The following is a 19,102-nucleotide window of genomic DNA, read 5'->3' on the forward strand; positions in this document are numbered from 1 at the left end:
GGCGAACCGAAGCGGCAGTTACACCGGTTGCATCACTCCTGTGGCGAGCAGCAGCATCACGATGATACCGAGAGGAATACGGTAGGCAGCGAACCAGGAAAACGAGTGGTGTGACACGAACTTCAGCAGCCACGCGATCGAAACATACCCCAAGACAAAGGCGATACCACTTCCTACGAGCAACTGCAGGCCTGATGCCGCTTGTCCTGCTTGCGGATCAAACGCATCTGGCAACGAAAAAATGCCCGAAGCAAGGACTGCGGGGATAGCGAGCAGGAATGAGAAGCGGGTCGCAACTTCTCGCTCGAGATTCAAAAACAGACCACCTGAAATTGTGCCGCCGGAACGCGAAACCCCCGGTATGAGTGCCAAACACTGCCACAAGCCCATCACCAGGGCGTCTTTGATTGTGAGTTGATCGAAACTGCGCTTCTTTGTGCCCTTTTTCTCTGCGAGAATAAACACGAACGAAAACAGGATAAGAACCGTTGCGGTAATCCAAAGGTTTCGGAAGTTCTCGCGGATGAGATCTTTCAACGCGAAACCGAGCACACCGACAGGTATCGTGCCGATGATGACCATCCAGCCCATCTTGTAGTCGAACCCGCGCCTGGTCTTATCAAAAAGGCCCACGCACCAACCGGAAAGGAATCTCCAGATGTCTTTTGCAAAGAAGACTAGGACGGCTAGTTCGGTACCGAGCTGAATCACTGCGGTAAAGCTTGCCCCGGCATCTGCACCCCATAAGAGCTCAGAAACGATTCGGAGATGGCCAGAAGACGAAACCGGAAGAAACTCTGTTAAACCCTGGACAACCGAGAGGACAATCACTTGTCCCCATGTCATTGACTCTGCTAACTGGGACGCGGCAATCATGTTGCAAAACCTTACCCTTGCAAAGTCAAAACCCCACATAGACACAGCATTGATAAGGTTGACCTCTGTGAGAACAAAAATACAAGTCGCCTCGATGGTGCCAATTACTATCGCCGCTCTGACGGTTGCGGCGTGCACTCCCGATGTTGTTGATCCGAACGACGCCATAAATATGGGTAGCGCCGAGCCTGTAGCGTCTCCCCCATCGGAGCACCCGGATGGACAGCTCCTGCAATTTAGTCCCATTCTCGATGTAGACCAGACGAATGACCTGATCGCTGTGCGAACACCTGATGCGCTCTTCGTTGGGAGCCTCGATCAGTTTAAAGGCAATCGCGCGGAGAAGTTTGAGATGGACTCCAACTGCGGTGATGTCTCAGCAAACGCAGGGCATTTCGCAGTAGGGTGCGGTGACTATATTGCTCTTGTGAATAGCGAAGGCATGCACAAACTTGCTGTCGACACGCCGGTGAGTACAGCGACTGTTACATCAAGTGGTGAGGTGCTAGCGGGAAGCCAAAGCTCCAAATCGGTATGGCTCTATAACAACGGTGAATTCAAGAAGGAGTTCTCAGTCGCACGAGAAACCGATCAACTCCAAGCTGTCCCCGTGGACGATGGCGCGGATTCCGTAGTGCGCGTCAATAAATTTGACACCACTATTCAGGACCTTGATTGGGGAACTGGGCGCCAGGGGGCGACGTTGCGCGCCGGGCTCGGCGTTGGCAAGGTGGCCGCTGGTGAGCACGGGCTGGTACTTGCAGCGGATGCAACGGGAAACCAGCTTCTCGTATACACCACGAACGACGTTATCCGTCTCCAGCAGAGCACCCCGGTGCCGAGCGGTGCCTGGGATGTCGCGTGGGACAGCGCGAACCAATTGGCTTGGGTCACCTCAACCGCGGAGAACCTTGCCGCCGCCTATGACATTTCCCACGGCGTTCCGGTTGAGCGTGCACAGGTGAGTACAGTTTCAGATGCGCAGAGCATTGCAGTGCTTTCCGACGGAACCTTGCTGATCGGCTCTGCGTCAGGCAATGGACTGCAAATCATTTCACCCGTAAATAGTGAGGCCAAGTAGATATGAAGCAATGTAATTTGTACGACACAGCGTATGGGCTTGCTCTTCGGGCAATGTTCAAGATCTCGCCGGAGCGCATTCATGACATCATTATGGGCGGGCTGAAAGTGCTGCAGCGACTCACTCCAGTGAGCCGCGCAATGACTCGGGCTGTGCGAGTCGACGGCCCTCTTCTCGAACAGGAGTTGTTTGGTGTCCGCTTCCCCGCGCCAGTCGGTTTGGCGGCAGGGTTTGACAAAAATGCCGAGGCTCCGGACACATGGTCTGCAGTAGGATTCGGCTACGCGGAGCTCGGTACGGTGACACCGAAGGCTCAACCGGGTAACGATCGCCCACGGCTCTACCGCTTGCCGAAAGACAAAGCGATCCTGAACCGTATGGGTTTCAACAACGATGGAGCGCTGCGCATTGCTGAGAATCTTCGAGGGCGGAAGACCTCAGAAGTCGTCGGGATCAACATTGGGAAGAATAAGCTCTCAGAAGACGCGGTCGGAGACTACCGTGCTACCGCAACCGTGCTCGGGCCGCTTGCGGACTACCTGGTTGTCAACGTGTCATCTCCAAACACCCCAGGACTGCGCAATCTGCAATCAGTTGAGTCGCTGAAACCGATCCTTGAAGTCGTTACAGCAGCGACGACGACACCGGTACTCATCAAGATTGCCCCAGACCTCAGCGACGAGGACATCGACGCCGTTGCAGATCTCGCTGTAGAGATGAACTTGGCAGGCATCGTTGCTACGAATACAACCATCTCTCGAGAAGGCCTCAAGACCGATGCTACCGAGGTAGAGGCTATGGGTGCAGGCGGAATCTCAGGTGCGCCATTAAACGAGCGCGCACTCGAGGTTTTACGACGTCTGCACGCACGGGTGGGCGACCAACTCGTTCTAGTAAGCTCAGGCGGTATTACGACGCCAGAACAAGCTTGGGAGCGTATCGCGTCCGGTGCGAGCCTTCTGCAGGGATATACGCCGTTGATCTACGGAGGTCCTGGCTGGATTTACCGGATCCACAAAGGGCTGAAGGGACAACTTGAAGCTCATGGGCTGAGCAATATCAAGGAAGCTGTCGGCTCTGACCTGCCTTGGGTAGACACATTCAACAGCTAGTTTTACACGGCTGATCTGGCACTTGTACTGGCGATTTGCATCTTGATTCAACGTCCCTCTATAGTAGTGCAAGTGCCCAGCCGAGAGGTTGAAAACAAACACCCAGCCCGGGTGGCGGAATGGCAGACGCGCTAGCTTGAGGTGCTAGTGTCCTATTAACGGACGTGGGGGTTCAAGTCCCCCTCCGGGCACAGTGACCGGCTTCCTAGCGGAAGCCGGTTTTTCTTATCTAGATCACAAGCGAGGGTCAAACAGATGCGCCAACAATCACCACTCCGCGTGATGGTAATCTTGGTGCTTCTCGCTATAGCGTTGTGGGTATGGCGGTTCTTCGAAGTGCCTTCACTATCTACATTTCGCCAATGGGCGGATAGCACGGGTGCCTGGTTCCCCGTCGTGTTTTGGTTAGTCTACGTCCTGATTACCCAATTCCCGATCCCCCGCACATTGCTGACAGTTTCTTCTGGCGTACTGTTCGGAGGATGGTTCGGGATAGTGCTTGCAATCACCGCGACGACCGTTTCAGCGGGCCTGTCGCTCACTGTTGTTCGCTTCCTGTTACGAGACTGGGTTGAAAGCAAAATATCCCACCCAAAGCTGCACATGATTAACGAACGTTTGGAACAGCGGGGTTGGTTGGCAGTGATGAGCTTGCGTCTCATTCCCGGTATCCCTTTCTCAGTCATGAACTACGCCTCTGCCCTCAGCCGCGTTCGGCTGTTGCCGTTCATGGGCGCAACGCTGATTGGCTCAGCGCCCAATACTATTCTCGTCGCATTGTTCGGCGACACTCTAAGCAGTCAAGCAAATCCGATACTGATTGCGGCGGTATTCGGCTTGTCCGTGATCGGTGTGACGGGGCTGATTATCGACGCGCGCCACCCTGCGAAGCGGCGTCAATAAGAAAAGTAAAGGCTCCGCCATGTACTTTCGCGAATCGCGCTAGTATAAACGCATGATTGCTGTGCATGCACGCTACCGTGGACGCGAAAAAGGGCGCGCCGCCTTCGTGGAGTCTTCGGCCCATGCGCTTTCTACGCTCCCAGGTGTTTCACCGTTTGAAATCGTAGGAGTTGAAGATATCCGAACAACGGTGGATGGGCCCGAGACCGCGCTGAACCTCGTCATGGCGTTATTGTCTGATGGAAATTGGGCGATCGGCCTCGGAATTACGCGCAGGCGTCGCGCAGAGTTTGCCGCTACTGAAGCTGTTGGCACTCGTGCGGCTCAAGTCAGGGTTATTACCGACGCCACAGCAACAGACACCGAATCAGAGGATATTTCTGCCACGTTTGCTCTGCTTGCTTACATTCTTCATAAGCGAACGTACGAGGGTCGTGAAGCCACGGCCCTCGTACGTTCCGGATTGAACCAGAACGAAGCTGCAGCCGAACTGGGCATATCGAAGCAAGCCATGAGCCAGCGCCTGCAAGCAGCCGGGTGGCAGGCTGAACAGGCAGGCTGGAAGCTTGCGCTACATCTTATTCGTCGAGCGGCTCGATAGCTCTGTATGCTTCCGGTTTTGCAACTTGCGGTGTTTCGGACTGCACGGCGGTTTCATCGAATGCGTTCGTCGGGTCAGGGTCATCAACGTGCTTGTTCGCGACAGCACGTGCCTCCGCCAGAGCTCTAGCTAGCTCAGGGTCGGTGGAAGTATCAAACCACTGATCAGTGCTGTCGTCTTCGCCAGCCATTGCGCGGGTTTCTGAATCTGCGCGTTGAGGTTCGTATCGGAAAACACCATCGCTGTCTTTGCCTGCGAAAGCCTTGGCAAACTGTTCAAGTGAATCACCAAAGCTATTCGGGATCATCCACATGGTAGACGCTTCGTTTGCTGCGATCTTGGGCAGCTTCTCGAGGTACTGATACGCGAGCATCTCCGGAGTAACTTCAGAAGACTTGATCGCGGCGTTGACCTTTTGAATAGCTCGGGCCTCACCCTGCGACTCAAGGTACTTCGCAGCCCGCTCACCTTCTGCGCGCAGAATCATTGCTTGGCGTTCGGCCTCTGCTGCAAGAATCGCAGCGTGCTTTTCACCTTCAGCAGAGAGGATGCGGGCCTGCTTCTCACCCTCCGCAGTCTTAATATCGGACTCCCGCTTACCTTCAGCGGTGAGAATCATTGCGCGCTTTTCACGATCGGCTTTCATCTGCATCTCCATCGACTGCTGAATCGATGGAGGCGGATCAATCGCTTTCAGCTCTACGCGACTAATGCGGAGCCCCCACTTGGCCGTAGCGGCATCGAGCTCACCCCTCAGGCGCCTATTGATGGTTTCGCGAGAAGTCAAGGTCTCCTCAAGCGTCATGCCGCCGACGACATCCCGCAGGGTGGCGACGGAAATCTGTTCAACGCCAACCAAGTAATTGTCGACGCCGTAAATGGCTTTCGCCGGATCATTGATCTGAAAGGTCACGACGATGTCGATGGCGACTGTGAGGTTGTCCTGCGTAATTACCGCTTGGGGTGGGAACGAAACGACTCTCTCACGAGTATCAACGCGTGCCCGCACCCGATCAATGAATGGGACGAGTAACGTCAATCCGCCGGACACGGTCCTGGTGTAAGACCCAAGACGTTCAATAACCGCTGACTCACCTTGCGGAATAAGCTTCACTGATGCGAGCAGTACCGCGATTGCCAAGATGAGTAGCAGGCCGAGTATTACCAAGGCCATTATGGCGACTCCTTCCAGACGACCGCTATCGGGCCATCTATATCTGAAACAGTGACTGTGGAACCAGGCTTAATGGTGTGGCTTGGATCGATCGCTCGCGCGGACCAAAGCGATCCGTCCAATTGAATCTGCCCGCTGTCAGGTGTGATCTCCTCAACTACTCGTGCCCTTGCACCAATGAGTGACGGCCCCAACTCGCCCACAGCTGATGAGCGACGCAGTCGCCGGTGCAGATATGGCCTGAGAAGAAACCAGAAGCCGGCCGAAGCAATAATGAACGCCCCGATTTCAACCCCCAGAGGCACCCCGGCAAGTGCGATCGCAGACGTAGTAAGCGCGCCCGCCGCAATCATGAGGAAAGTAAATTCTCCGACGGCGAGCTCAGCAACTGCGAATGCTATGGCAATGCCTAGCCAAATAAGACTACCCACGATTTCACTATACAAAAGACTCCGATTAGCAGTCTGATTTTTTCAACTGCTCATTTGTTACAAAATCGACAAGCCTCTCAACTGCACCGATAAGGGTGGAATCCAAATCTCGGTAAGTTTCGACAGCGGAGTACACACGCCTCCAGCCATCTTTCGGACTTCCCCACCCCACACGTTGGCACACGCCGGTTTTCCAATCCTCCCCGTAGGGGACTTTCGGCCAGCTCTTCAACCCCACCTTTTCTGGCTTCACTGCTTCCCAAATATCGATATATGGATGGCCTGTGACCAGTACATGCGGTCCAACGCCTTCGACGAGCCTGGACTCTTTGGTCCCCTCGATGAGGTGGTCTGCAAGCACGCCGATACGGCGTCCGGGCCCTGGTTGAAATTCCTTGAGCCTCTCGTTCAAGTTGTCGAGCCCTTCAAGATATTCGACTACCACTCCCTCGACTTTCAGGTCGTGTCCCCAGACTTTTTGCACGATTGCAGCGTCATGAATGCCTTCCACCCAAATTCGACTGGGCTGGGCGACTTTCGCCCGCGCATTTTCCACCCTGCGAGAACCAGAGTTTGAATGTGTGCCCACGGACTGCCGCGGAGTGACATAGCGACGTAACGAGACACGCTGTCCTTCTACCTCAAACGCCCCGGGAAGCATTTTAAAAAGCCGTTGTCGTCCGTGCCTGTCTTCGAGACGGACGAAATCGCCGTCATATGTACGCTCGAAACCGACCACCGCACCGACAAAGTCGTTGCCTACGATCTCGACGATGATCCCCGGTTCCGCAGGAATGATGGGGTAAGCAGGCCTCCGATTGCGCGCGTGGCCTTGAAAAATATCTCCACTGTAACGATTATCCGGTGTCATAGTGGCACTAGTGTATCGGTTAATATCAGACAAATGACTCTTCGCGCGCAGGTTTATTCACCACTTCAAAACACTGCTGTTTGGATTGCTGCGTGGCTGTATCACGTCACGTCGACAGATGAGACGCTCGCAGCGCTTGAAGATCTAGGCGGGCCCTACCATTTCGGCACGGGTAGTGGCGTGGAACTGCTTGCAGAAATCCGACGGGTCGCCGACCTAGAGTCCCAGGAGCCCGTCGTGAGGCTGGTCCTCGGAGGGGCCGGAGACGCACCTGCGCTGTGGGCCCACACGCCGGCTGCGAAAGCACTAACAGAATCCGGAGCTTTAATCGTCATCGGCGTTGACGATCTCTATCACGTACTGGTCCCCAGCTTCGAAGCCGACGGCGTCCACTGGCGATGGTTCGAGGACTCTCGACGTCCGCCTGAGCCTGACTGGCTGTCTCCAGGAGAAGCCGATCACATGCTGCGGGCAGCCGTAGAGCAGGCGGCGACAATGATTGAAGCAGTGGCGCATCCCAACGAAACTCTGTCATCGCCTCGACTGGCTGTCGGTCACATTAGCGACTTTTATGACACCCCGGGCCTACCTTTTGCAACCACTCCACGAGCGGCTCAAATCTTTGCCCGCGCTGACATGGTGTCCGCCATCATTGAAACCGTTAAAGAACGCCTCGGGGACCACTCCTTTGACCAGCACTTGCTGGTCTTAGGCAAGAGCATACGAAAGGCTCGAACCGCAGGTGTTGCCGAAGCTGTACGGGATTTTAGAGCTGTTTAGAGCTGTTTATGGGGTCGTGGTCGAATCGAAGCACAGCAGTCGACGTGACAGGGAGTGCCGTTTTCCGTACAGCCCTGCACGGTAGTCGTTGACAGCGTAGGAGGCGTCGTACCTTGACTAATGCACTCCGCGATGTCGACAATCATTTCGGCGAACTTAGGCTCTAGCCCAATAGTTGACACTCTTGTTAACGCGATGCCTAGTTCATCACACGCGGCCTTCAGTTCAGTGTCAAGGTCCCACACGACTTCCATATGGTCAGTCAAAAAGCCGATCGGTACGCAAATGATATGAGTTACGTCCTCCTGGCGGAGTTCCTTAACTCGGTCGACAATGTCTGGTTCTAACCATGGCGTGCGAGGATCGCCGGAGCGTGACTGCCAAACATTTTCATACGAATGCACCCCAGCGTGCTCTGCAACAAGTTTCGACGCTTCAAGCACCTGTCGTGAGTACAGGTTCGGGTCATCATGGCCGCCCGCAGCTTTGTCTGCTGCGGTGGGAATTGAATGTGCCGAGAAAAGGATCCGGGTAGTTGAAAGCTCTTTGCTATCTATCGACGCCACCGCTTGTTTCAGGAAGTCACCTGTGAGCCGAACGAACGTGGGGTGAGCGTAGAACTGCCACAGCTTTGTAAAGTGTAATTCCGGGTGAGCCTGGTGCAGCCGCGCGATGTCTTCATCATACTGGCGGCAAGCAGAATATCCGCCCCATGCGCTAGTGGCGAACACTAAAATATTTCGGTGACCAGCTTCCGACATCTCGCGGGCCGTATCCTCTGCGAAGGGATGCCAGTTTCGATTACCGAAATAAACCGGAAGCTCATGCCCGCGTGCTTTCAGCACAGCACGCAACTGTTCAGCTATTTCGAGGTTTTGGCCATTGATCGGGCTTACACCACCGAAATGGAAATAGTGCTCACCAACTTTTTCTAATCGCTCCTTTGGGATGCCCCGCCCTCGCGTTACGTTCTCGAGGAAAGGAATTACCTCGTCGTTGCCTTCAGGACCACCAAACGAAAGCAAGAGCAATGCATCGAAATCTTTGAGTGACATGGTGTTTGATTCTAATGAACTACAGCAGACGAACCGCATTCGCGGACATACCAGCCCATCGAACTGGAGAAATTTGTACATTCTGACCAGCTTGAGGCGCTTCGATCATCATGCCATCGCCGAGATAAATCGCTACGTGTTGGCTACCGCCAGGACCCCAGAATAAGAGGTCGCCTCGCTGCGCTTCGCTCGGAGCCACCGGTGTTCCACGCTGATACTGGTAGCCTGTGTAGTGGGGCAGAGAAATACCAACGCCTGCGAAGGCGTAAAGCACAAGCCCGGAGCAGTCAAAACCAGACATGCTTCCACCGTTGACGCCAACGGTCGGGCCATTAGCGTCACCACCACCCCACACGTACGGTGTGCCGATCATAGCTTCAGCGCGCGCGATTACCGTCTCTACGGACGAAGAATTTGCCGGCGGCGCCAAAGTGGAGAGTATGTCATTCGTAATCGATTCGAATGTGCCCACCGCTGGGACGACCTGGGACAGATCAGAAGTGGCAGAGTCTGGTTGGGCAGCAGCGGAATCTGCAGCGAGGACGCTATTAAGCCCCTGCGCGAAAGCAGCGATGACGTCGCTGGTACTCGACCCACCGTAAGGACTCACCGTTTCAGAATGGTCAGGCTGCGAAGACCCTACGAGAGCTTCTGCCGCTGCAATGCTCGCTGCTTGCGTCAGTAAATCAGTGACGTCGGTTCCTTCGGAATACTCGAGCTGTGGGGTATCAGATTGGTTGGAGACATCCACAAATCCTCCGGTGCGCTGTGCGGTATTGACCGCTTGAACAAGTGCCTGCTCATTTGGGGCATTTGCACCTGGGGCAATCTCATGTACCCGCTCTTCTACGGCGTCAAGAAGCTCAGGGGCCACTTCATATGGTTCTGCTGGTACATCTTGCACCTGCGGCTGTTGCGATGCCGAGTGACCAGACGTACCGCGTTCACGGGCGACGTCCTCTTCAACACTGTTCAGTTCGGCAGCAGCGATCTCACGTTCTTGGACGACCCCGTCGAGCTGGGTGGACAGAGAATCGAGCTCGGAACGGGTCGTGGCTTCGGCAATCGCTGCCTCCTCCGCTGCCTGCTGTGCCAGGTCACTCGCTTGGCGCTGAAGCGACTCGTCGTTCGCTGCTTCGAGGCGAGCTTGCTCGACTTCGGCTAATTTCTGTTGCTTCTCCTCACTGCGTTGACGGAGGAAAAGCGAGCGGTCCAAAACGTCCTTTTGCGACTGCTCGCCACCAAGCGACTGTAGCGGATTCCCACCAGTGGAATTACGGTATTGCGATCGTGTCACAGCCGAAAGCTCAGCCCTTGCCTTCTCAACAGCGAGCTGCGACTGCTCCAAACGTCGCTTGGCCTCCTCAGCACCACGACGAGCTTGCTCAGAACGAGACTGGGCATCGTGCAAATCCACGAATGCACGGTTCGCCGCCTCTCGAAGCTCACCGATCTTGAGGTCTAACTCTGCAATCTCGGCCTGTGACGCTGACAGTTTGGCTACGAGATTGGACGCTGCGGACGGACCTCCAGGCGTAGCTACTGCGGGGGTCACAGGCGAGCTCAGTGACAAAGCCAAAGCAAAAGTGGTTGAACACGCAATGGTGCTGGACCAAACCTGGCGAGCACGCGAAGGCGTGCGCTTCGATGGGGTAACCACGAAGGTGCTCCTCACGCCGCACGCAGCTTGAAGGCACGCAGAATCACCCACCGTGTTCGCCAGCGAGTGACTAGCTCGCGTGAAAGCGCGCACGACTTTCGAGGACTCCACCCGCCGAGGCAAGTGCGGCTCTGTTAAATCGACTACTGAAAACCGCCTCATCGTTGTGAGCGCCGCAAAACTGCAACGTGGTTTGACTGAACCACGCGCGTTCTAGGTCAGTGCAATCTCCTTGACTAGAGGGTTGCAACGGATACGTATGCGACACACCTCAACTCTTGAGGCAACAAATAAACCATACGACACTTAATCAATTTGTTACACAAACTTTATCTCCAGTAACAGAAGTTAAGCTTTTTCACTTGACGGCCAGTGCCTTGACCTGGAGCTCCCCGGTCGCAGGTGATTAAATGTGATTATGGTTACACCAAGGCGAGGTTTTGAATGGTCAAGTATTTAAACTTGACGAAAATTTTGGGCTACGGTCACACAGCAGGCGACTATGAGCACTGCGGCTACGGCCAGGAGCGCTAACGGCCAGCTGAGCTGTTGGGAGGATGCTTCCTGGAGAAATCTCGTAACCCCATCCTCATAATTGGGCGCTTGTACGGCGGCGATCTGTCCGGCCTCTAGCGCGGACCGATGAAACTCCTCAGATGTGGCGATGGCGACTTCCGGGGTGCGAATGTAGATGGTTTCGATCCCCGTGGCGAGATGCAAGTCCTGCGCAAGATCCCGCAAATTGGGTACGTGAGGCGGAGTGGAGTCGAGGAAAACCAGTCCTACGTTTACGTCGGATTTTTCGTGAGCACTCTCTAGGGCTGTGACCAAAGATCGCTTGAGCGCAATCGTCTCATCGTTAATGGTTTCGAATGCAATGCCGTCAATGTTGAGCTGTTCTACAAGGCTTTCGAATCTTGGGTCAGGGTTTTGATACTGCATGGCTCGGATTCATCCCTCTGTGGTTGGTTTAGTGGCCCATTTTATCCAGTCGTGCCGTATTGACCCGTGACTCCCCCGTATTGACGTTTCCAACCCTACCGCCCATGCGGATCGTGCCCCGAATGGGGGGATTCGGTTGAATTCTCCCGAAAATAACACTGTTGAGCAACAAACATTACATCCGTACTGTTATCATCGGGACGTATAGGCGGCTAATCGCATATCTTTGAGGTTAGCCGTTTGGACCTTGTTCCAACTTATCTGGTTTACGACAAGAAACGGAGCTTACTGTGACCGAAAGCAAGAACTCCTTCAATGCCAAGAAGTCGCTTCAGGTCGGCGAAAAGTCCTATGACTACTTCGCGCTTGATGCGGTTGAAGGCATGGAGAAACTTCCATACTCCCTCAAGGTTCTTGGTGAAAACCTTCTTCGCACTGAGGACGGGAAGAATGTCACCAAGAAGCACATCGAGGCAATCGCGAACTGGGACCCGGATGCTGAGCCATCTGTAGAGATTCAGTTCACGCCGGCTCGCGTTCTGATGCAGGACTTTACCGGCGTTCCTTGTGTTGTTGACTTGGCTACGATGCGTGAAGCAGTCTCGACACTCGGTGGCGATCCTGATCAGGTGAACCCGCTGAACCCTGCTGAGATGGTCATTGACCACTCGGTGATTATCGAAGCCTTTGGTTCCACCAACGCGCTTGATAAGAACGTGGCAATTGAGTACCAGCGCAACGAAGAGCGCTACCAGTTCTTGCGCTGGGGCGCGGAGAACTTCTCAAACTTCCGCGTTGTTCCACCAGGAACCGGTATCGTTCACCAGGTCAACATTGAGTACCTTTCCCGCGTTGTATTCGATAATGACGGCGTTGCATACCCAGATACGTGTATCGGTACCGACTCCCACACCACCATGGAGAACGGCCTTGGCATTTTGGGCTGGGGCGTTGGCGGCATCGAAGCTGAAGCTGCAATGCTTGGCCAGCCCGTCTCGATGTTGATTCCACGTGTGGTTGGTTTCAAGCTCACTGGTGAAATTCCCGCCGGCGTCACCGCAACTGATGTCGTGCTGACCATCACCGAAATGCTCCGTGAGCACGGTGTCGTCCAGAAGTTTGTTGAGTTCTACGGCAATGGTGTGAAGCAGATCCCGCTTGCAAACCGCGCAACAATCGGCAACATGTCGCCGGAGTTCGGTTCCACCTGTGCAATCTTCCCGATCGATGAAGAGACCATTAACTACCTCCATCTCACGGGTCGTTCCCAGGAGGATATCGACCGCGTGGAGGCATACGCCAAGGCACAGGGAATGTGGCTGGAGCAGGACGCTCCTGAAGCCAAGTACTCAGAGTACCTGGAGCTTGACCTGTCGACGGTAGTGCCGTCGATCGCCGGTCCGAAGCGTCCACAGGACCGCATCCTCTTGTCCGAGTCTAAGGAGACATTCCGTAAGCAGCTGCCGGACTACAACGACGCTGGTGACAAAACTTTCGAGCCGGTTCGCGCAGCCAAGGTTGATACGGTTGATTTCAACCAGTCCTGGCCAGCAAACGGTGAATCCGCTGCGGCGGGCGCTGAGGGACGCGCTTCGAAGCCAGTGATCGTTGAATCTCCGCAAGGTGGCGAGTACACCCTTGACCACGGCATGGTAGCGATCGCAGCGATCACTTCGTGCACCAACACCTCCAACCCTTCGGTGATGGTTGGCGCTGCACTGCTCGCGCGCAAGGCGGCAGAAAAGGGCCTGAAGGCAAAGCCATGGGTTAAGACGATCATGGCTCCTGGCTCCCAGGTCGTCGACGGTTACTATGAGCGTGCTGACCTTTGGAAGGATCTCGAGGCCGTCGGCTTTTACCTCACTGGCTTCGGCTGTGCATCCTGCATCGGTAACTCTGGTCCTCTTCCTACGGAAGTTTCCGACGCCATCAATGAGTACGACCTGACCGCTACGGCAGTACTGTCCGGCAACCGTAACTTCGAGGGTCGCATTTCGCCTGACGTGAAGATGAATTACCTGGCATCGCCTCTGCTCGTCATCGCTTACTCCATCGCGGGTACGATGGACTTCGATTTCGAGACGCAACCTCTCGGTCAGGACCAGGACGGCAACGACGTCTTCCTGAAGGATGTATGGCCTTCCACTGAGGAGATTGAGTCCACTATCGCCGGCACGATCTCCCGTGAGATGTACGAGGCTGACTACGCTGACGTCTTCAAGGGCGACAAGCAGTGGCAGGAACTCGATATCCCAACCGGCAAGACCTTCGAGTGGAACGACGATTCCACCTACATCCGCAAGGCTCCGTACTTCGACGGAATGCCGGCAGAGCCAAACGATGTCGCCGACATTAAGGGGGCCCGCGTACTTGCCAAGCTGGGCGACTCTGTGACGACGGACCACATCTCCCCTGCTTCGTCCATTAAGCCTGGAACGCCTGCCGCAAACTACCTGGATGCGAATGGCGTGAAGCGTCAGGACTACAACTCCTTCGGCTCCCGTCGCGGTAACCATGAAGTTATGGTCCGGGGTACGTTCGCGAACATTCGTCTTCGCAACGAGCTCGTCGAGGATGCCGGTGGCTACACTCGTGACTTCACTCAGGAGGGCTCGCCACAGGCATTCATCTACGATGCAGCGCAGAACTACGAAGCCGCTGGTATTCCGCTCGTTGTCCTGGCGGGTAAGGAATACGGTACCGGGTCTTCCCGTGACTGGGCTGCCAAGGGCACGAAGCTGCTCGGCGTCCGTGCTGTCATCGCCGAATCCTTCGAGCGTATTCACCGTTCGAACCTCATCGGCATGGGCGTGTTGCCTCTGCAGTTCCCTGCAGGCAAGTCGCACGCCTCGCTCGGTCTCGACGGCACTGAGACGATTTCCATCAGCGGCATCACGGCGTTCAACGAAAACGGTACAATCCCTGAGACCGTTCGTGTTTCCGCAGAGAAGGACTCCGGCGAAACGGTTGAATTTGATGCTGTTGTCCGCGTAGATACACCAGGTGAGGCTGAGTACTACCGCCACGGTGGTATTCTTCAGTACGTCCTGCGCCAGATGGTCAAGAACTAACACCGCAGCTGCGTAATATGCTTGAGGGGTCTCCGCGTCATGTGGCGGCCCCTTAAGTCTTTCTTTTTCTTCTATGTATGCATTTACTTGCTCGAAAGGTTGAGCGTCTGACTATGCCGATCATTAGTGATACAGAGCTCGCGCGGCGTCGCAAAGAAATCTTGGATGCATCCAGGGCATGCTTCGCCAAGTACGGGTTTGAAGGGGCTACTGTAGCTCGTTTGGAAAAGGCTACTGGCAAGACGCGGGGTGCTATCTTTCATCACTTTGTAGATAAAGAGACGCTGTTTCTGGCCATTGCGAGTGAAGACGCTGAACGCCAAGCCGAGGTGGTGAGTCGGCAGGGCCTTGTCGAGGTCATGCATGATCTTTTGCAGCACCCCGAAGACAACGACTGGTTTGTGACGCGTTCAGAAATCGTTCGGAAGCTCCGCACGGATCCAATGTTTGAAGAACGGTGGAGGAAGCATCAAGAAGTGCTTGATGAGGCCGTACGAAAGAGGCTTGAATCGAACACGGCTATGCGGAAAGATGTGCCGATTGAAGTGATGCAAACCTATCTAGAAACTGTTCTGGAAGGGTTCATCATCAAGTTGGCTGCAGGCGAACCGCCAGCACAATTGGAAGCAATGCTTGACGTTGTCGAGCAGTCTGTTCGTTCTTCGGTTTCTGGCTAGCTACCGGGAGATATAGACTGTTCGTCATGTCTAAGTTGCTTTTAGTATCGCTGCGAAATGGTGAGATCGGTGATGATGTTGCCCAGGCCGAGTACAACGACGTGCTCAAAGCAACGAAGATGGATCAGTCGGCTATAGAGCTCTGCCACATCTCCGACGAACATGCTCAGCTGAGTTCGTTGGACTCAGTGAACGGCGTAATCGTTGGGGGTTGCTCCCTAAACGTCTCAGATGATCACACCTCTGCATGGGCACAGCATGTTGATGCCGTGCTCACTGAGGTGGTGGAATCTGGAAAACCTGTGTTTTTTGTTTGTTTTGGTACGAGTTGGCTAGTGCACTACCTCGGCGGGAGTATCGTGCGCACGCACCCTGAGGACTCCGGCCCGACTCAAGTAGCGCTTTCTGATGCTGGCAAACGCGACGCCCTCCTTCAGGGAATCCCGCAGAGCTTCACTGCGCTAACTGGGCACACGGAGAATCCTGATGAGACCGCTCTCCCGCCCTCTCTCGAAGTATTGGCAGTGGGGAGCAGCTGCCCAGTGCAAATGGTCCGCTACGGCGATCATGTTTGGGCGACGCAGTTTCACGCAGAGATGGACGCTCAAGCAATGCAGACTCGCATGGATTTCTTTGCTGATTACGGGTATTTCTCACCGGAGGACTATGACGCGATCGTGAAGGGACTCCCCCTTCACGACGTATCGTGGGCAAACAGGATTTTGGAATCATTTGCGCAGTACTGCGCGGGTTGAATAGATGCAACGGGTTTTCGGTAGCTACAATTCCTTTCTATGCATGCAATCATCACAACCACCGGTAAAGACCGTGTAGGCATTATCGCAGGCGTTGCCATCGCTGCAGCAGAGGTAAACCTCAATATCGTAGATGTGTCCCAGACGCTCATGGATGACTTTTTCACCATGATCATGCGCGTGGAACTCCCCGAAGGCGAAGTGAACATGGAGTCGCTCCAGAACCATCTCTCGGCGGCTGGTGAATCGCTGGGCGTCGTCGTCCGGATTCAGTCAGAAGAGCTGTTCACCGCTATGAATGAAATCTAAGGAGACACCGCTGTGGCTGTAGATTTTGATTTCAAGTCCCAACATATTCTTGACGTCATCAAAATGATCGAGGACTATCGGCTGGATATTCGTACAGTCACGATGGGAATCTCGCTCATCGGCTGTACACGCCCTACCATGGACGCAACGTGCCAGGCGGTCTACGACCGTGTTACGACACAGGCTGCCCGGCTTGTAGAGGTATGCGAGGGTATCGAGCGCGAACTCGGAATCCCGATCGTGAACAAGCGGGTTTCTGTCTCCCCCATCGCTCTGGTGGCAGCTGGGGTGGACGGCAACCCCGTAGACATTGCAAAGGCGCTTGATAAAGCCGCTAGCGAGTTGGGGGTCAACTTCGTTGGGGGCTACTCGGCACTTGTCGAAAAGGGAGCCACAACCTCTGACATGCGACTCATCGAGTCCATTCCAGAGGCCTTAACCGTTACGGACAACGTGTGTAGTTCGGTGAACATTGCTACTTCTCGCGCTGGTATCAATATGGATGCTGTCGCGAAGATGGGGCGCGTCGTAAAGCAAGCAGCGGAGCTGACCAAGGACCGTTCCTCAATCGCGTGCGCGAAGTTGGTGGTGTTCGCTAATGCTGTGGGCGACAACCCGTTTATGGCCGGTGCTTTCCATGGTATCGAGGAACCGGACGCGGTTGTTTCAGTTGGTGTATCAGGGCCTGGTGTCGTCGACAATGCGATTCAGCGTCTCGGAAAAGCCAGCTTGAATGAGGTAGCTGAAGAAATCAAGAAGGCTGCATTCAAGATCACTCGTGCAGGCCAGCTGGTCGGAAATCTCGCTTCAGAGCGCCTTGGGGTCCCGTTCGGCATCGTCGATCTCTCCTTGGCGCCGACTGCCGAGGTTGGAGACTCAGTTGCGCACATTCTGGAGCACATGGGGTTGGAGCAAGTGGGCACGCACGGCACAACCGCTGCGCTCGCGCTTCTTAACGATGCCGTCAAAAAAGGTGGCATGATGGCATGCTCGCGTGTTGGCGGGCTTTCGGGTTCCTTTATTCCGGTCTCTGAGGATAAAGGCATGATCGATGCAGTACGCGCAGGTTCGATTTCCATGGACAAGCTCGAGGCCATGACCTCGATCTGCTCCGTTGGTTTCGATATGATCGCCATCCCTGGCGACACCTCCGCGGAGACCATCGCAGGGATGATCGCTGATGAGGCCGCAATCGGCGTCATGAACCATAAGACCACCGCAGCGCGCCTCATCCCGGTCCCTGGCACCAAGCCGGGTGACGAGGTAAACTTCGGCGGCCTGCTCGGCTACGCGCCGGTCATCCCGGTCAACACTAAGAGCAGCGCGGAAATGATCCAGCGCGGGGGCTTCATCCCGGCGCCAGTGCACGGATTTAGGAATTAGAGCGCGATTACCTTGACCCTCACATTGTGTGAGGGTTTAGGTTTGGAGGCGTGAAGATTTCAGATGTTGCCGCGGCGGGCGTGCCCTAGCGGGCCTGGATAGCCGCATCGTCCACTTGCAGCAGCAGCGGAAAAGGCTGTCCATGCTTGCCGCGCACCCCGCGGGCGCACCGGGGGCGAGCAGGGCAGCGGCGGTGGCGGCTGTCCATGCTTGCCGCGCACCCCGCGGGCGCACCGGAGGATATCCGAGAAGCATTGCGTGGAGTGTTCATCGACCCGCAAGCGCTCCACCGCGAGCTGGACGGGTGGGATCTCATGGGGCTAACGGGGGTTGCTACGGCCGCCCTGTGGAAGCAGCTCCGTACAAAACCTCAACGATCCGGAGTGCGTCGAGACAGCACACGACGCCGAGAAACTCTGGGAGGACCTCGGGGAAATGGGGCCGCGAGACAGCAAAGTGGCTCAAATCGGCGCGCGCATTCGCGAACTGCTTCCCCACGGGCTACTCCGCGGGATTCTCCCCGCCCTGCGGCCTGGAGACGTTTATCTCGGTGTGCACGATGTGCCGACGCAGGGTGCGCAGCGACTCGTGCTGCAGGTGTTGGCGGAGGGGTTCGATGGATAGATAAGGTCCTCTCAGAGTGGAAGAGGCATCCAGGATTCCATCTTGCCCGCTACGAGCTTGAACTCGTACCTCAATTTACTGCGGTGGATTCGAGGCCACCGGCTCGTGTCAGAAGATGCGGAGGTACTTCCTCACCCGCCCGGTCGACTGCAGATACCCGTGAGCGTGATCGAGATCTTGTGCATCGAGATGGTCGTAGTCCACCTGCTCCTCCCCGCGGGCACGGTGTGGCTCGTCGCGCTGCTACTGTCCACCTGGGGCGTTGTATACATCAGCACGCGCACCGCCAGCGAACCTTCGCCTTCGAGGTGTCCATCGACAGCGATTCACCTACGGTGGGCGGGGCCGGCGAACCGACAGGCTCCTAGAACTCAGCAAAGCGGTTGACGCCGCGGGTGGTCGCTCCCCTTGGCAGCGGCCCCGGATACAACCCGTGATTCAGACCCGCTACTACGCCGGGGTTGCGCGTGCGACTAACCCTTCTTCCCGATAAGGAAATAGGCCACCCAGCCGAAAGTGTTGACCACGCCGATGATCGGCGTCCACAGCCACTTGGGACCAAGCAACTGGTGGTCTTCGGTCTTTGCGAGGTCACGCAGTGCAAGTGCTTTACCGACGGTATCCAGCGCTGTAAGGACTCCTACGATCGTCTTTTGGTCTGTTGACATGCTGTTCCATGCGTCGCGCAGGAACTTTAGGTTTTCATTGTTGGCCATGCGGTCAGTCTACGCGTTGGTTAGAATAGCGTGTTACTGAGCATCGTGCCGATCGCCATACCGCTGAGCAACGCTAGACAG

Annotated in this window: 19 protein-coding genes and 1 tRNA gene; 12 read left to right on the plus strand and 8 right to left on the minus strand. The window is 55.6% G+C overall.

Features of this window, described 5'->3' with window-relative positions:
• Positions 1–18 precede the first annotated feature (18 nt).
• Entirely contained in the window at positions 19–876 is an 858-nt protein-coding gene (locus BJP08_RS03335) for an undecaprenyl-diphosphate phosphatase (protein ID WP_071568256.1), read from the minus strand.
• On the opposite strand from BJP08_RS03335, the gene BJP08_RS03340 reads away from it, so the two are divergent.
• The 5 genes from BJP08_RS03340 to BJP08_RS03360 all read left to right on the plus strand — a co-directional run bounded on the left by BJP08_RS03340 (position 875) and on the right by BJP08_RS03360 (position 4,573).
• Positions 875–1,957 (plus strand): hypothetical protein, encoded by a 1,083-nt coding sequence (locus tag BJP08_RS03340; RefSeq protein WP_071568257.1) that lies wholly within the window; start codon positions 875–877, stop codon positions 1,955–1,957. The two genes, BJP08_RS03335 and BJP08_RS03340, sit on opposite strands and share 2 nt — an antisense overlap.
• A 2-nt stretch (positions 1,958–1,959) precedes the next feature.
• Complete coding sequence (locus tag BJP08_RS03345; RefSeq protein WP_071568258.1) at positions 1,960–3,069, plus strand: quinone-dependent dihydroorotate dehydrogenase; 1,110 nt, start codon at positions 1,960–1,962, stop codon at positions 3,067–3,069.
• A gap of 105 nt (positions 3,070–3,174) precedes the next feature.
• Positions 3,175–3,260, plus strand: a tRNA-Leu gene (locus BJP08_RS03350).
• Between the two features lie 91 nt (positions 3,261–3,351).
• Positions 3,352–3,972 (plus strand): TVP38/TMEM64 family protein, encoded by a 621-nt coding sequence (locus BJP08_RS03355; protein ID WP_255364765.1) that lies wholly within the window; start codon positions 3,352–3,354, stop codon positions 3,970–3,972.
• Positions 3,973–4,024: 52 nt separating this feature from the next.
• Positions 4,025–4,573, plus strand: coding sequence for a MarR family transcriptional regulator (locus BJP08_RS03360; protein WP_071568260.1), 549 nt, complete (start codon positions 4,025–4,027; stop codon positions 4,571–4,573).
• Here the strand turns inward: BJP08_RS03360 and BJP08_RS03365 are convergent.
• From BJP08_RS03365 to BJP08_RS03375, 3 genes are read right to left on the minus strand one after another with little or no spacing between them, the layout of a single operon-like run.
• Entirely contained in the window at positions 4,551–5,747 is a 1,197-nt protein-coding gene (locus tag BJP08_RS03365; RefSeq protein ID WP_071568261.1) for an SPFH domain-containing protein, read from the minus strand. The genes BJP08_RS03360 and BJP08_RS03365 overlap by 23 nt on opposite strands.
• Positions 5,747–6,178 carry an NfeD family protein gene (locus BJP08_RS03370; protein ID WP_071568580.1) on the minus strand — a complete coding sequence of 144 codons (432 nt, stop codon included), beginning with the start codon at positions 6,176–6,178 and terminating at the stop codon, positions 5,747–5,749. Before BJP08_RS03370 ends, BJP08_RS03365 begins: the two co-directional genes overlap by 1 nt.
• A 25-nt stretch (positions 6,179–6,203) precedes the next feature.
• The gene (locus BJP08_RS03375; protein WP_071568262.1) at positions 6,204–7,049 is read right to left on the minus strand and encodes a DUF3097 domain-containing protein; all 846 of its coding nucleotides are present in this window, start codon (positions 7,047–7,049) and stop codon (positions 6,204–6,206) included.
• Positions 7,050–7,082: 33 nt separating this feature from the next.
• On the opposite strand from BJP08_RS03375, the gene BJP08_RS03380 reads away from it, so the two are divergent.
• Entirely contained in the window at positions 7,083–7,829 is a 747-nt protein-coding gene (locus BJP08_RS03380) for a hypothetical protein (RefSeq protein WP_071568263.1), read from the plus strand.
• On the opposite strand, the gene BJP08_RS03385 is transcribed toward BJP08_RS03380, so the two are convergent.
• The 3 genes from BJP08_RS03385 to BJP08_RS03395 form a co-directional block, all read right to left on the minus strand.
• Positions 7,826–8,884, minus strand: a complete 1,059-nt coding sequence (locus tag BJP08_RS03385; RefSeq protein WP_083428385.1) for a ferrochelatase — start codon at positions 8,882–8,884, stop codon at positions 7,826–7,828. The two genes, BJP08_RS03380 and BJP08_RS03385, sit on opposite strands and share 4 nt — an antisense overlap.
• A gap of 19 nt (positions 8,885–8,903) precedes the next feature.
• Positions 8,904–10,451, minus strand: coding sequence for an NlpC/P60 family protein (locus tag BJP08_RS03390; protein ID WP_369816392.1), 1,548 nt, complete (start codon positions 10,449–10,451; stop codon positions 8,904–8,906).
• Between the two features lie 549 nt (positions 10,452–11,000).
• A complete protein-coding gene (locus BJP08_RS03395) occupies positions 11,001–11,486 on the minus strand; it encodes a DUF6676 family protein (RefSeq protein ID WP_071568265.1) in 486 nt (161 codons plus the stop codon).
• Positions 11,487–11,776: 290 nt separating this feature from the next.
• Between BJP08_RS03395 and acnA the strand changes: the two genes are divergently transcribed.
• From acnA to BJP08_RS11590, 6 genes are all read left to right on the plus strand, one after another.
• A complete protein-coding gene (gene acnA / locus BJP08_RS03400) occupies positions 11,777–14,557 on the plus strand; it encodes an aconitate hydratase AcnA (protein WP_071568266.1) in 2,781 nt (926 codons plus the stop codon).
• Positions 14,558–14,670: 113 nt separating this feature from the next.
• Positions 14,671–15,234 carry a TetR/AcrR family transcriptional regulator gene (locus BJP08_RS03405; protein WP_071568267.1) on the plus strand — a complete coding sequence of 188 codons (564 nt, stop codon included), beginning with the start codon at positions 14,671–14,673 and terminating at the stop codon, positions 15,232–15,234.
• Between the two features lie 26 nt (positions 15,235–15,260).
• Positions 15,261–15,989 (plus strand): glutamine amidotransferase, encoded by a 729-nt coding sequence (locus tag BJP08_RS03410; RefSeq protein ID WP_071568268.1) that lies wholly within the window; start codon positions 15,261–15,263, stop codon positions 15,987–15,989.
• 39 nt (positions 15,990–16,028) lie between these two features.
• On the plus strand, positions 16,029–16,298 hold the full coding sequence (locus BJP08_RS03415) for an ACT domain-containing protein (protein WP_071568269.1): 270 nt from the start codon (positions 16,029–16,031) through the stop codon (positions 16,296–16,298).
• A gap of 12 nt (positions 16,299–16,310) precedes the next feature.
• Entirely contained in the window at positions 16,311–17,681 is a 1,371-nt protein-coding gene (locus tag BJP08_RS03420) for a PFL family protein (protein ID WP_071568270.1), read from the plus strand.
• A gap of 456 nt (positions 17,682–18,137) precedes the next feature.
• Positions 18,138–18,305: a hypothetical protein gene (locus tag BJP08_RS11590; RefSeq protein WP_177221706.1), complete on the plus strand. Its 168-nt coding sequence runs from the start codon at positions 18,138–18,140 to the stop codon at positions 18,303–18,305.
• Positions 18,306–18,778: 473 nt separating this feature from the next.
• Here the strand turns inward: BJP08_RS11590 and BJP08_RS03430 are convergent, their stop codons facing one another.
• A complete protein-coding gene (locus BJP08_RS03430; protein ID WP_083428387.1) occupies positions 18,779–19,021 on the minus strand; it encodes a PLDc N-terminal domain-containing protein in 243 nt (80 codons plus the stop codon).
• Between the last annotated feature and the right edge of the window lie 81 nt (positions 19,022–19,102).

It is taken from the genome of Corynebacterium sp. NML140438 (assembly GCF_001875725.1).
In the GTDB taxonomy this organism is placed as follows: domain Bacteria; phylum Actinomycetota; class Actinomycetes; order Mycobacteriales; family Mycobacteriaceae; genus Corynebacterium.

What these genes read in the sequence shown, in the direction of transcription:
- BJP08_RS03430 (WP_083428387.1), bottom strand. Translation starts at nt 19,021, where the DNA reads ATGGCCAACAATGAAAACCTAAAGTTCCTGCGCGACGCATGGAACAGC.
- BJP08_RS03385 (WP_083428385.1), bottom strand. Translation starts at nt 8,884, where the DNA reads ATGTCACTCAAAGATTTCGATGCATTGCTCTTGCTTTCGTTTGGTGGT.
- BJP08_RS03340 (WP_071568257.1), top strand. Translation starts at nt 875, where the DNA reads ATGTTGCAAAACCTTACCCTTGCAAAGTCAAAACCCCACATAGACACA.
- BJP08_RS03415 (WP_071568269.1), top strand. Translation starts at nt 16,029, where the DNA reads ATGCATGCAATCATCACAACCACCGGTAAAGACCGTGTAGGCATTATC.
- BJP08_RS03365 (WP_071568261.1), bottom strand. Translation starts at nt 5,747, where the DNA reads ATGGCCTTGGTAATACTCGGCCTGCTACTCATCTTGGCAATCGCGGTA.
- BJP08_RS03405 (WP_071568267.1), top strand. Translation starts at nt 14,671, where the DNA reads ATGCCGATCATTAGTGATACAGAGCTCGCGCGGCGTCGCAAAGAAATC.
- BJP08_RS03345 (WP_071568258.1), top strand. Translation starts at nt 1,960, where the DNA reads ATGAAGCAATGTAATTTGTACGACACAGCGTATGGGCTTGCTCTTCGG.
- BJP08_RS03395 (WP_071568265.1), bottom strand. Translation starts at nt 11,486, where the DNA reads ATGCAGTATCAAAACCCTGACCCAAGATTCGAAAGCCTTGTAGAACAG.
- BJP08_RS03355 (WP_255364765.1), top strand. Translation starts at nt 3,352, where the DNA reads ATGGTAATCTTGGTGCTTCTCGCTATAGCGTTGTGGGTATGGCGGTTC.
- BJP08_RS03335 (WP_071568256.1), bottom strand. Translation starts at nt 876, where the DNA reads ATGATTGCCGCGTCCCAGTTAGCAGAGTCAATGACATGGGGACAAGTG.
- BJP08_RS03375 (WP_071568262.1), bottom strand. Translation starts at nt 7,049, where the DNA reads ATGACACCGGATAATCGTTACAGTGGAGATATTTTTCAAGGCCACGCG.
- BJP08_RS03380 (WP_071568263.1), top strand. Translation starts at nt 7,083, where the DNA reads ATGACTCTTCGCGCGCAGGTTTATTCACCACTTCAAAACACTGCTGTT.
- BJP08_RS03360 (WP_071568260.1), top strand. Translation starts at nt 4,025, where the DNA reads ATGATTGCTGTGCATGCACGCTACCGTGGACGCGAAAAAGGGCGCGCC.
- BJP08_RS03410 (WP_071568268.1), top strand. Translation starts at nt 15,261, where the DNA reads ATGTCTAAGTTGCTTTTAGTATCGCTGCGAAATGGTGAGATCGGTGAT.